9 protein-coding genes are annotated in these 12,394 nt (G+C 71.3%); all 9 read right to left on the bottom strand.

The window, feature by feature from the left end:
• Positions 1-17: 17 nt before the first annotated feature.
• Entirely contained in the window at positions 18-1,118 is a 1,101-nt protein-coding gene (locus AA23TX_RS46570) for a uroporphyrinogen-III synthase (RefSeq protein WP_155549245.1), read from the bottom strand.
• On the bottom strand, positions 1,115-1,459 hold the full coding sequence (gene nirD, locus AA23TX_RS46565; RefSeq protein WP_155549244.1) for a nitrite reductase small subunit NirD: 345 nt from the start codon (positions 1,457-1,459) through the stop codon (positions 1,115-1,117). Before nirD ends, AA23TX_RS46570 begins: the two co-directional genes overlap by 4 nt.
• Positions 1,456-3,978, bottom strand: a complete 2,523-nt coding sequence (nirB, locus tag AA23TX_RS46560; protein ID WP_155549243.1) for a nitrite reductase large subunit NirB — start codon at positions 3,976-3,978, stop codon at positions 1,456-1,458. Before nirB ends, nirD begins: the two co-directional genes overlap by 4 nt.
• A gap of 1 nt (position 3,979) precedes the next feature.
• Positions 3,980-5,371 (bottom strand): nitrate/nitrite transporter, encoded by a 1,392-nt coding sequence (locus tag AA23TX_RS46555; protein ID WP_155549242.1) that lies wholly within the window; start codon positions 5,369-5,371, stop codon positions 3,980-3,982.
• Positions 5,368-6,795 carry an FAD-dependent oxidoreductase gene (locus tag AA23TX_RS46550; RefSeq protein ID WP_155549241.1) on the bottom strand — a complete coding sequence of 476 codons (1,428 nt, stop codon included), beginning with the start codon at positions 6,793-6,795 and terminating at the stop codon, positions 5,368-5,370. The genes AA23TX_RS46555 and AA23TX_RS46550 overlap by 4 nt, the downstream gene beginning before the upstream one ends.
• Positions 6,792-8,834, bottom strand: coding sequence for a molybdopterin oxidoreductase family protein (locus tag AA23TX_RS46545; protein ID WP_155549240.1), 2,043 nt, complete (start codon positions 8,832-8,834; stop codon positions 6,792-6,794). Before AA23TX_RS46545 ends, AA23TX_RS46550 begins: the two co-directional genes overlap by 4 nt.
• A gap of 138 nt (positions 8,835-8,972) precedes the next feature.
• Positions 8,973-9,770, bottom strand: a complete 798-nt coding sequence (locus AA23TX_RS46540) for a TIGR02569 family protein (RefSeq protein WP_155549239.1) — start codon at positions 9,768-9,770, stop codon at positions 8,973-8,975.
• Positions 9,771-9,913: 143 nt separating this feature from the next.
• Positions 9,914-11,089, bottom strand: a complete 1,176-nt coding sequence (moeZ, locus tag AA23TX_RS46535; RefSeq protein ID WP_155549238.1) for an adenylyltransferase/sulfurtransferase MoeZ — start codon at positions 11,087-11,089, stop codon at positions 9,914-9,916.
• 89 nt (positions 11,090-11,178) lie between these two features.
• The gene (locus AA23TX_RS46530; protein ID WP_155549237.1) at positions 11,179-12,324 is read right to left on the bottom strand and encodes a DUF3152 domain-containing protein; all 1,146 of its coding nucleotides are present in this window, start codon (positions 12,322-12,324) and stop codon (positions 11,179-11,181) included.
• Positions 12,325-12,394 lie beyond the last annotated feature (70 nt).

Raw genomic sequence — 12,394 nt, 5'->3', positions numbered from 1 at the left:
CTAACCCTGTTTCTCACTCACGACCCGTCCACCGCCAGCCGGTAGCCGCGCTTCACCACCGTCTGCACGACCTTCCCGCCACCCAGGGACGTGCGCAGCCGGCCGATCGCCGTCTCCACCGCGTGCTCCTCGCCGCCTCCCGGCAACGCCGAAATCAGCTCGCGCCGGGACACCACCCGCCCCGGTGAAGCCGCCAACGCCCGCAGCAACGCCATCGGTGCCGGTGCCACCTCGCGCCATTCGCCGTCCACCACCGCCGCCTGGCCGCGCAGCTCGATCGACAGCCCGCCCGCCGAAAACCGGGGTGAACGCGCCAGGAGCGTCTCCGACACCGTCCGGGCCAGGGCGCCGAGCCGGGCCCGGTGCGGCTGCACCGTCGGCACGCCGAGCGCCGCCAGCGGACCCGCCGTGATCGGCCCGACGCACGCCGCGACGCACGGGCCCGACAACGCCGAGATCAACCCCGGCAACCGGCCGGTGCGGCGCGCCAGCGCGACCAGCGAGGCCACCGCCGGGGCGCTCGTGAACGGCAGCGCGTGGATCGACCCGTCCAGCACGCCGTCCAGCAACCGGTCCACCGGGCCGGGGTCGACCGGCCCGACCCAGCGGTACACCGAGACCTCGATGACCTCCGCCCCGGCCGCGCGCAGGGCGTCCACGAAGTACGGCAGCGGCTCGCCGTGCAGCTGCACCGCGATCCGCTTGCCGGAAACGTCCGCGGAAAGCAGGTGCTGCAACAGCTCCGCGTTGCTCTCCGACGCCGGCGAGTACGACTCCGACAGCCCCGCCGCGCGAATCGCCCCGGTCACCTTCGGCCCGCGAGCCAGCAGTGAAGACGACGAGAGCCGCGACAGCAGAGCGTCACCCAGACCCCAGCCCTCGGCCGCCTCCAGCCAGCCGCGGAAGCCGATGCCCGTCGTCGCCACCACGGCGTCCACATGCGACTCCAATAGCGCCGACGTCGCCGCGCGCAGCTCCGTGTCGTCGGTCAGCGGCACGATCCGGATCGCCGGGCCGTAGCGGACGCCGGCCCCCTTGCGCACCAGCAGCGCGCCGAGCTCGTCCGCTCGGCGCGCCGCGGTGATGCCGACCACGAACCCGGTCAGCGGCAGGATCACGGGCTCTCCACTTCGACCACGCCCTCTCGCACGCGCACCTCGTACACCGGAACCGTCACACCCTCGGTGTCCAGGCACTGTCCACTGTCGAGCGCGAACCGTTCCTTGTAGACGGGCGAGGCGACCACCGGGACCCCGCCCGCGTCACCGACGATGCCGCGCGAGAGCACCGCCGCTCCGCTGCACGGGTCCCAGTTGGACAGTGCGTACCAGCGATCCCCCGGCAGGTGGAAGATCGCCACCTGGACGCCGCCGTCGAACAGCGCGGCCACCCCCGCGTACTCCGGCACCGCTTCGGCGGCGCACACCGCCGTCCAGGTCCGTTCGATCGACGTCGTCATCGGCGCACCTCGCTGTTCGAAAAGCGCGGGACTCCCAGCATCACGGGCACTTTCTGCTCCCGCTCCGAACGGAACGAGATCGCCGGGTCGGGCGTACCCGGCGCATTGACGAAGGACGAGAACCGGGCCAGCTTCTCCGGGTCCTCGAGGACTCCCTTCCACTCGTCGGCGTAGTTGTCGACGTGCTTGGCCATCGCCGCGTCGAGGTCTTCGCAGATGCCGAGCGAGTCGTCGACGATCACCGCGCGCAGGTGGTCGAGACCGCCGTCCAGCTCCTCGATCCACGGCGCCGTCCGCTGCAACCGGTCCGCGGTCCGCACGTAGAACATCAGGAACCGGTCGATGGTCCGGATCAGCGTCGCCGTGTCCACATCGGACAAGAGCAGCTCGGCGTGCCGCGGGGTCGTTCCGCCGTTGCCGCCGACGTAGAGGTTCCAGCCGTTCTCGGTGGCGATGATGCCGAAGTCCTTGCTCCGGGCCTCCGCGCATTCCCGCGCGCACCCCGAAACCGCCGACTTCAGCTTGTGCGGCGACCGCAGCCCGCGGTAGCGCAGCTCCAGCTCGATCGCCAGCCCGACGCTGTCCTGCACGCCGTAGCGGCACCACGTCGACCCGACGCACGACTTGACCGTGCGCAGCGCCTTGCCGTAGGCGTGCCCGGACTCGAAGCCCGCGTCCACCAGCCGGCGCCAGATCAGCGGCAGCTGGTCCACGGTGGCCCCGAACAGGTCGATCCGCTGGCCGCCGGTGATCTTCGTGTACAGCCCGAAGTCCTGGGCCACCTGGCCGATGACGATCAGCTTCTCCGGCGTGATCTCGCCACCGGGAATCCGCGGGACGATCGAGTACGTGCCGTTGCGCTGCAGGTTCGCCAGGTACCGGTCGTTGGTGTCCTGCAACGTCATCTGCTCGCCGCCGAGCACGTGGCCGTTGCCGAGGGTGGCCAGGATGGACGCCACCGCCGGCTTGCAGACCGCGCAGCCGCTGCCCGAGCCGTACCGGCCGATCAGCTCGCTGAACGTCGTGATCCGGGTGGCCTGGACGATCTCGAACAGCTCCGCGCGCGACTGCGGGAAGTGCTCGCACACGGCCTTCGACTGCTCGACGCCGCACGCCGTCAGCAGCTTGCCGAGCAGCGGGACGCACGAGCCGCACGCGGTGCCGGCGCGGGTGCACGCCTTGAGCTTCGGGACGGTGTCGCAGCCGTCTTCGTGGATCGCCCGCGTGATCGCGCCCTTGGAGACGGCGTTGCACGAGCAGATCTGCGCCGCGTCCGGCAGCGCGTCGACGCCGACCGCGGCGCCCCCGCCGGCCGGGGCGAGGATCGCGCCCGGCTCGGCGGGCAGCGGACGGCCGACCAGCGCGCGCAGCGTGTTGTACTCGGTGGCGTCGCCGACGAGCACGCCACCGAGGAGCGTCTTGCCGTCGTCGGTGACCACGAGCTTCTTGTAGGTGCCGGCGACCGCGTCGTTGACGGCGACTTCCAACGCGCCTTCGGTCTTCGCGTGCGCGTCGCCGAAGGACGCCACATCGACGCCCATCAGCTTCAGCTTCGTGGACGTGTCCGGCTCCGGGAACTCGCCGGACCCGCCGGTGAGCTGGGCGGCGACGATCTCGGCCATCGCGTAGCCGGGCGCCACGATGCCGTAGACGCGGCCGTCGACGGCCGCGCACTCACCGATCGCGAACACCGCCGGGTCGCTGGTGCGGCAGGAGGAATCCGTGAGCACCCCACCGCGCGGCCCGACGTCCAAACCGGACTGGCGGGCGAGGTCGTCGCGCGGCCGGACGCCGGCGGAGAACACGACGAGGTCGACGTCCAGCTCGGTGCCGTTGCCCAGCTTGGCCAGCAGCCGGGAGTCGTCGGCCTCGATGGCGTCGGTCGACGTTCCCGTGTGGACGGTGACGTCCAGCCCGCTGATGAGCCGGCGCAGCAGCGACCCGCCGCCTTCGTCGACCTGCAGGGGCATCAGCCGCGGCGCCATCTCGACGACGTGCGGCGAGAGTCCCATGTCCCGCAACGCCTTCGCGGCCTCCAAGCCGAGCAGGCCACCGCCGATGACGACGGCCGAGCGCCGCCCGCGTCCCGGCTTTTCGACGGCCGCCGCGCGGATCGCGTCGAGGTCCTCGATGGTCCGGTAGACGAAGCAGCCGGGCAGGTCGTGCCCGGGCACCGGCGGCACGAACGGCCGCGAGCCGGTGGCCAGCACCAGCGCGTCGTAGGAAACGACGTCGCCGGAGGCCGTGGTGACCGTCCGGGCGGCCCGGTCGACCGATACCGCCAGTTCACCGAGCCGGAGATCCACCAGGGAATCGCCCGCGTAGTCCGAACCGGGCAGCGCCAGCGACGCCGGGTCCCAACTGTCCACATAGGACGTGAGCGCCACCCGGTCGTACGCCGGACGCGGCTCCTCGGACAGGACGACGATGTGCCAAGTGCCGGAAGGGTCTTCCGCGCGCACCGCCTCCACGAGCCGGTGGGCGACCATGCCGTGTCCGGCGACGACCAGGGTGGGCATCTCAGACCTCCGCTCCCGCGAGCGCCAGACCGCGCTCACTCGTGGGCTGTTCGGCGGGCTTGCGCAGGTAGACCGCCCAGGTGACGGCGAAGCACAGCCCGTAGAAGACGAGGAATCCGACGAAGGCGGGGACCCCGCTCTTGGCGTCGGCGAACGACTGCCGGAACGCGAGGTTGATGAACAGGCCGCCTTCGGCACCGATCGCGCCGGCCAGGCCGATCAGCGCGCCGGACAGCCGCCGCGCCTTGAGCAGCTCGGCCGCCTCTTCGGCACCGTTCGCGATCGCCACCTTCGCCTTCGCGCGGAAGATCGCCGGGATCATCTTGTACGTCGAGCCGTTGCCGACGCCGGTGAGGACGAACAGCACGATGAAGGCGACCGTGAACAGCGCCAGGGACTTCGACGTCGACGCGAGGATCAGCACGACGGTGGACAGCGCCATCCCGACGAAGGTGAAGAAGGTGATCTTGCCGCCACCGATCCGGTCGGCCAGCCAGCCGCCCGCCGGCCGCGAGAGCGAGCCGAGCAGCGGGCCGAGGAACGTCACCGCGGCCGCCTGCAGCGGGGTGCGGCCGAACTGGTTCTGCAGCACCAGGCCGAAGGCGAAGCTGTAGCCGATGAACGAGCCGAACGTGCCGACGTAGAGGAACGACATGACCCAGGTGTGCGGGTCCTTGACGACCTCGCGCATCGCCTTGGTGTCGCCCTTCACGGTGGCGAGGTTGTCCATGTAGAAGTACGCGCACACCGCGGCGACGACGATCAGCGGGATGTAGACGTAGAGCACGATCCGCGGCGCGGTCGCACCCGCCGTGCCGATCACCAGCAGCCCGACCAGCTGGATGGCCGCGACGCCGAGGTTGCCGCCGCCGGCGTTGAGGCCGAGCGCCCACCCCTTGTGCTTCTCGGGGTAGAACGTGTTGATGTTCGTCATCGACGACGCGAAGTTGCCGCCGCCGACGCCGCCGAGCGCCGCGACCAGCAGGAACGTGCCGAGCGACGTCCCGGGGTGCAGCACGACCGCGGCCAGGATCGTCGGGATCAGCAGCAGCGCCGCGCTGACGACCGTCCAGTTGCGACCGCCGAACTTCGCCACGGCGAAGGTGTAGGGCAGCCGCATCAGGCCGCCGATCAGCGTCGGCGTCGAGACGAGCAGGAACTTGTCGGCGGCCGAGAACCCGTAGTCCTTGCCCATGAACAGGACGATGACCGACCACAGGGTCCAGATGGAGAAGCCGATGTGCTCGGCGAACACGGAGAACCAGAGGTTCCGGCGCGCGACCTTCTTGCCCGTGGACTCCCAGAACTCCTCGTTCTCCGGTTCCCAGTGCTCGATCCAGTGCTTTCCTTGGTGTACCACGGTGTTCTCCTTGCGACGGGTCGGGTTGGTCATTGCGCCGCGAGCCAGTTCGCGATACCGCCTACGGCGTCCGCGCAGCCGCCGCAGCCGGTCGTGGCCCGGGTGGCCCGCGCCAGTGCGGGAGTGTCGGTGGCCCCGGCCTTCCAGGCCTCGACCAGCCGGCTCTTGGTGACGTTGTTGCAGCGGCAGATCACCGCCGCCGCCGGCAGATCGGCCGGGCTGGCCGCGGGGGCGCTTCCGGTCGGCAGCGCCCGGCCCAGCAGGACCGCGAGGCGGTCGTCGGGCAGCAGCGTGCCGCGGTCGTGGAACTGCGTGATCGACGCGGCGGCGTCGGGCAGGCCGAGCAGGATCGCGCCGGTGACGCGGTTTTCGCGGACGACGAGCTTGCCGTAGCGCCCGCCGGTGGGGTCGTTGAAGGTGAGCACCTCGACGTCCGGGGTGCCGGCGTCGAGCTGCGTCTCGCCGAGCGCGGCGAGGTCGATGCCGCGGGCCTTCAGCCGGGTGACGGCTGTGGTGCCGCGGTAGCGTGCGGCGGCATTGGTGCCGGTCAGGACGTCGGCGAGGACCTCGGCCTGCTCCCACGCGGGCTGGATCAGCCCGGCCGGCGCGCCGGGGTGGCGGGCGCAGTCGCCGAGGGCGTGGATGCGGCCGTCGCTGGTGCGCAGCACGTCGTCCACGACGATGGCGCCATCGACGTCGAGTCCGGCGTCCACGGCCAGGCTCGTCTCGGCGCGCACACCGGCGGCGACCACGACCAGGTCGGCCGGGACGAGCGTGCCGTCGTCGAGCTTGAGGCCGTCCCCGGGCAGGTAGCGGGCGGCGGTGGCGCCGAACTTGAACGTCACGCCCATGCCGGTGAGCTGCCGGGCCAGCACGTGCCCGGCGGCCGGGTCGAGCTGGCGTTCCATGACGTGCCCCAGCGGGTGCACGACCGTCACCTGGTTGCCGCGCCCGGCCAGGCCGCGGGCCGCTTCGAGGCCGAGCAGCCCGCCGCCGAGCACCGCGACCGGCGCACCGTAGCGGGCGGCGTCGAGGATCTTGGCGCAGTCGTCGAGGCTGCGGAAGGCGACCACGCCCGGCCCGGCTTCGAGGCCTTCGACCGGCGGGATCCAGGGGTTGGCGCCGGTGGCGAGCACGAGCGCGTCGTAGTCCACGCATGCGCCGTCGCCGAGTTCCACGCAGCGCTTGTCGCGGTCGATGCGGGTGACGTCGACCCCGAGCCGCAGGTCGATGTTGTGGCGCGCGGCCCATTCGTCGTCGTGCAGGCGGACGCTCTCGGCGCTCATCCCGCCGGCGACGACGGCCGACAGCAGCACCCGGTTGTAGGCCGCGTGCTTCTCGGCGCCCAGCACGGTCAGCCGGACGCGTTCGGCGATCGGGTCACGGCGGCGGATTTCGTCGGCCAGCCGGGCGCCGGCCATGCCGTACCCGACGATGACGACTTCACGCGGTGTCATGCGGCACCATCCACAGTAGACAGAGAAACGGCACACACCTTGAACTCCGGCATCCGGCTGACCGGGTCGAGCGCCGGGTTGGTGAACAGGTTCGCGCGCTGCTCACCGGGGAAGTGGAACGGCAGGAACACGAGATCGGGCTTCAACGACTGCACGAAGCGCACCTTGGCGACCGTCTCGCCACGGCGTGAGCGGATTCTCGCGGGATCGCCTTCCTCGAGACCGGCCCGCTTGGCCGTATCGGGGTGAACCTCGACGAATGCTTCGGGGACGACATCGTCGAGTTCCTTGATCAGCCGCGTCTGCGCGCCCGACTGGTAGTGCTGCAGCACGCGGCCGGTGGTGGCCTGCAGCGGGAACTCCTCGTCCGGCAGCTCGGCCGGGCCGGAGTACTCGACCGGCGCGAACCGCGCGCGACCGTCCGGGTGAGCGAACGCGTCGAGGAACATCCGCGGGGTTCCGGGGTGGTCATCCGCGGGCACCGGCCAGTGCAGGGCCTCGCCGTCGCGCAGCCGGTCGTAGCTCACGCCGGAGTAGTCGGCGACGCCGCCCTTGGACGCGATCCGCAGTTCTTCGAACACGGTCTCGGGGTCGGCGGGGAAGCCCGCCTTGCCCAGCCGTAGCGCGAGTCCGTTGAGGACGTCCAAGTCGGACCGGACACCCGGGGGCGCGTCGATCGCCTTGCGCCGCAACAGGACGCGGCCTTCCAGGTTGGTGAGCGTGCCGTCTTCCTCGGCCCACTGCGTGACCGGGAGGACGACGTCGGCCAGCGCGGCCGTCTCCGACAGCACGAAGTCGGCGACGACCAGGAAGTCCAACGCGGACAGTCGATCTTGGACCCGTCCCGAGCGCGGCGCCGAGACGACGACGTTGCTGCCGAACACCATCAGCGCCTTCGGGCCCTCGTCGGTGCCCAGCGCGTCCAGCAGCTCGGTGGCCGAGCGGCCGGGCCCGGGCAGGCTGTCCGGGTCGACGCCCCAGACGCCGGCGACGTACTCGCGCGCGGCCGGGTCGTCGAGCTTGCGGTAGCCGGGCAGCTGGTCGGCCTTCTGACCGTGCTCGCGGCCGCCTTGACCGTTGCCCTGGCCGGTGAGGCAGCCGTAGCCGGAACCTTCACGTCCGGGCAGGCCCAGCGAGAGCGCGAGGTTGATCCAGCCGCCGACGTTCGCGGTCCCGGTGGCGTGCTGCTCGGTGCCGCGGGCGGTGAGGATGTAGGCGTTGCGGGCATTGGCGAGCTTCGCGGCGGCGAGGCGCATGTCGGCCGCCGGGACGCCGGTGACGCGCTCGGCGCGTTCCGGCCACCACGTCGCCGCGATCCGCCAGGCTTCTCCGAACTCGTTCGTGCGTGCGTCCACATAGGATCGATCGAGGTGACCGCCTTCGACGACGGCGTGCAGGATCCCCAGCGCCAGCGCGAGATCCGTGCCTGGCGCGGGAGCGAGGTGGAGGCCCGCCGACTCGGCGGTCGGGGTGCGCCGCGGGTCGACGACGATCAGGTCGGCGCCGCGCAGGTGCTGGACGAACGGCGGCATCGTCTCGGCCGGGTTGGCCCCGGCGAGCAGCACGACGTCGGCGTTCTTGAGATCCGTGACGGGGAACGGCATCCCGCGGTCGGCCCCGAAGGCCTTGATCCCCGCGGCGGCGGCCGAGGACATGCAGAACCGGCCGTTGTAGTCGATCTGCGACGTGCCGAGCGCGACCCGGGCGAACTTGCCGAGCAGGTAGGCCTTCTCGTTGGTCAGCCCGCCGCCGCCGAAGACCGCGACGGCGTCGGGGCCGTGCTGTTCTTTCAGCTCGGCGAGCTTGCGCGCGACGAAGTCGAGGGCGAAGTCCCAGCTGACCGGCTCGAGCGCGCCGTCGACCCGGATCATCGGGGTGGTCAGCCGCCGCGGCGAGGTGAGGAGCGCCCCGGCGGTCCAGCCCTTCTGGCACAGGCCGCCGGCGTTCACCGGGAAGTCCCGCGGCGTCACGCGGACGCCGTCGAGGCGCATCCCGCACTGCAGCGCGCAGTACGGGCAGTGGGTGTCGACCTGCGGCACGGGCACCTCCTCGGCGTTCGGGATGACCCGACGCTAAGGAGGCCGTGTTACTCGGAATCGACCGAATGTTTCAGGCAGTTGACATTGCGACGGGTTTCACGCGCCCCCGGCGGTGAGGTGAGTGACCCGCGCCACTGCTCAGAGCACACCGCTGACTTCGCGAGCCGCCGCGCGAAGGCCGTCGAGAGCCGCGCGGGTGGACCTCGGGTTCAGCGCGTTCGACGCCAGCCGGAACAGGACCGCGCGCAGCAGCAGCTGCGGCCACTCCGGCAGGTGGGCCCACCGCTCGAGCAGCTCCCGCTTCGCGCCGCCCCAGGCCAGGGCGTCCACCGCGACGATCGCCGCGCCGTACTCGCCCGGGCGGTAGTACGGGACGAAGTCGACGAGGCCGGGAGCCTCGTCGCCGTCGAACAGCAGGCCGGCCAGCAGCTCGCCGTGGGCCACCTGCAGCGGCAGCTTGATCGGGCGGCGGGCGCCGGCGAGGACCTCGAACCAGCGGCCGCCCTTCGTCTCTTCGAGCGGGACCTCGAGCTCTTCCCACGCGACGCGGTCGGCGACGGCGTCGATGTCACGACGGCCGGCGATGAAGTCCGGCCGGGGCAGGCCGATGGTCGCGCGGTGCAGCTTCACCGCCGCCAGCACCGACGCGTCGCCGCGGTGCTCGGGCGTGCCCGCCACGAAGCGGGACGCCGTCCAGCCGCCGACGATCCAGCGGCCGTCGCTGGAGCGGACCGGCTTCGCCACGCGCAGGCCCGGCTCGTGGATGTAGTCGAGGGCGCGGGCCGTCCACAGCGTCCTGGCCTTGTCCGTGACCGGCTTGAACACGAGGTCGCCGCAGCGCCACGCCGTCGAATCCGGCATCGGTTCACTGCCGTCGTCGAGGCCGCCGAAGGCCGCGCAGACGTGCGCCGGAGGACGTTCGAGGGTTGTCCGCACAACTGGTGACGGTACCCGGCCGGGCGGTCCACGATCGAGAAGACGCGCTGGTCACGCAGTGTTTTAGCGCCGGAGCGCGAGTCGGACGAAACGCCGTGAAGGCCGCCTCCGAAGCCGGAGGCGGCCTTCACGGGCAACCACTGTCAGTAGGTCGGCAGGCTCGGGTCGATCTGCTTGGCCCAGGCCAGCACACCGCCGCCGAGGTGCGTCGCGTCCTTGAACCCGGCCGCGTGCAGCGCGGCGAGCGCCTCCGCGGACCGCGCGCCCGACTTGCAGTGCAGGACGATCGGCTTGTCCTGCGGCAGCTCGGCCAGCGCCTCGCCCGAGAGGATCCGGTCCTTCGGGATCAGCGTCGCGCCCTTGATGTTGACGATCTCGTACTCGTGCGGCTCGCGGACGTCGATCAGGGCGAAGTTCTCGCCGCTGTCGAACTTGGCCTTGAGCTCGGCGGGTGTGATCGTGCTGCCCGTCGCGGCCTGGGCGGCCTCGTCGGACACCACGCCGCAGAACGCCTCGTAGTCGATCAGCTCGGTGATCTTCGGGGTCTCCGGATCCTTGCGGATCTTGACCTCGCGGTACTTCATCTCCAGCGCGTCGTAGCTGATGAGCCGCCCGAGCAGCGTCTCGCCGATGCCGGTGATGAGCTTGATCGCCTCGGTCACCATGATCGAGCCGATCGACGCGCACAGCACGCCCAGCACGCCACCCTCGGCGCAGGAGGGGACCATGCCCGGGGGCGGCGGCTCCGGGTAGAGGTCGCGGTAGTTGAGGCCCTTGCCGTTCGGCGCGTCCTCCCAGAACACGCTGACCTGGCCCTCGAACCGGAAGATCGAGCCCCAGACGTACGGCTTGCCCAGCAGCACCGCGGCGTCGTTCACCAGGTAGCGCGTGGCGAAGTTGTCGGTGCCGTCGACGATCAGGTCGTACTGCTCGAAGATCTCGAGCGCGTTCGACGAGTCCAGGCGGTCGGTGTGCAGGTACACCTTGACCAGCGGGTTGATCTCGGCGATCGACTCCTGCGCGGACGCGGCCTTGAGCTTGCCGACGTCGGACTGGCCGTGGATGACCTGGCGCTGCAGGTTCGACTCGTCGACGACGTCGAAGTCGACGATGCCGAGCGTGCCGACCCCGGCCGCGGCCAGGTACAGCAGAGCGGGGCTGCCGAGGCCGCCGGCCCCGATCACCAGGACCTTCGCGTTCTTCAGCCGCTTCTGCCCGACCACCCCGACATCCGGGATGATCAGGTGACGGCTGTACCGGGCCACCTCTTCCTTGGTGAGCTCGGCAGCCGGCTCGACGAGCGGCGGCAGTGCTGACATCGGGTCCTCCATCTCGCGCGGATCGCGTCCATCCCACTATGCACAACGCGCGCGGGCAAATAGACCTTCCCGGGTCCAGATGCTGAGAACTACGGCGTGGGGTTCGGCCAGGAGTTGGTCTTGCAGATGCGGCCGTCCTTGGCCACCTTGCCCTTGTCGCCGCCGGGGATGTCGTTGAGCATCGAGACGTAGTCGTCGTTGACGCCGAACGACTGCTGCATCATCACCGGCGCGGGCTGGTCGTTGCCACCGCAGCCGACGTGCTGGTTGCCCAGGGCGTGCCCGACCTCGTGGTTGATGGCGTACTGCCGGTACCCGGTCATGTCGGCGCCGTACGCCTTCGCGCCGCGCACCCAGCGGGCCAGGTTGATCAGCACGCGGCCGAGGCTCTTGCGGTAGCAGGAGGCCTCGAACTTGATCTGGAACCCGCAGGCGTCCGGCCGGTGGGTGGTCTCCGGCGTGGTGAGGCTCACCCTGAACGTCGGGTTCGGGAAGTTGGCGTCCACGCGCTGGAACGCGATCTTGCCGTCCCAGGTCCAGCCCTTCGCCGGGTCGGACAGCGTGCCCTGGACGGCCGAGGCGAAGGCGTCGTCGCCGGCGTAGCTCGCCGGGTCGATGCCGTCCTCGACCTCGATCGTGTACGTGTACAGCTTCCCGTTGCCGACCTTCGGGCCGGTGCCCGGCACCACGTGCCACTTGCCGGCGCCCGCCTGCGTGAACGGGCCGCCGTCGGGCAGCTCGGCGGTCGGCACCTTGAGGTCGACGGGCGTGGCCGGGTTCTCCGGGATGGCCTGCTCGCCGTTGCCGTCGATCGCGCCGCCCGCCGCGTCCCCGCCCGCCGACTCGACGCCGGCCGGCGTCCCCTGCTCGGCGATCGGCTCGGCCGGGCTGTTCGCGGTGTTGAAGACGACGAGCACGGTCAGCACGACGAGGATCGGCAGGGCGTAGACGCGCCAGCCGTAGGTCTTGGTGAACTTCGCGAGGCCGGCCTTCGGCGGCTCCGGCTTCTCGCGCGGGGTCTCGACGTGCGGCTTCCAGGAGGCGCTCAGCGGCTCGGCGCTGGTCCGCCGCCCGCCCGGGCGGTAGCGGTCCTCGCCGACGCGCTGAGCCGGCTGCCCGCCGGGGCGGTACTGGCCGTTGCGCGGGGGGTTTTCGGGCTCCGGGGTGCGGCGGGCCGAGGCACGGTGGGGAGCCCGCCGATCTTCGCCTCGCGCGTCGTGCTTCACCCGGTCCACCGCACCAGGGTGCCACAGCGCCATCGGACCGTTATGAGCGACTGGCGGTCCACCCGGGGATTTGTCGGCA

Source organism: Amycolatopsis camponoti, assembly GCF_902497555.1.
Classification (GTDB): domain Bacteria; phylum Actinomycetota; class Actinomycetes; order Mycobacteriales; family Pseudonocardiaceae; genus Amycolatopsis; species Amycolatopsis camponoti.
The sequence above is the reverse complement of the archived record's forward strand: the minus strand, read 5'-3'. Positions and strand labels throughout refer to the sequence as shown.

Excerpts from the sequence above, each read along its gene's own strand:
- nirD (WP_155549244.1), bottom strand. The coding sequence starts at position 1,459 with ATGACGACGTCGATCGAACGGACCTGGACGGCGGTGTGCGCCGCCGAA.
- nirB (WP_155549243.1), bottom strand. The coding sequence starts at position 3,978 with ATGCCCACCCTGGTCGTCGCCGGACACGGCATGGTCGCCCACCGGCTC.
- AA23TX_RS46555 (WP_155549242.1), bottom strand. The coding sequence starts at position 5,371 with ATGACCAACCCGACCCGTCGCAAGGAGAACACCGTGGTACACCAAGGA.
- AA23TX_RS46550 (WP_155549241.1), bottom strand. The coding sequence starts at position 6,795 with ATGACACCGCGTGAAGTCGTCATCGTCGGGTACGGCATGGCCGGCGCC.
- moeZ (WP_155549238.1), bottom strand. The coding sequence starts at position 11,089 with ATGTCAGCACTGCCGCCGCTCGTCGAGCCGGCTGCCGAGCTCACCAAG.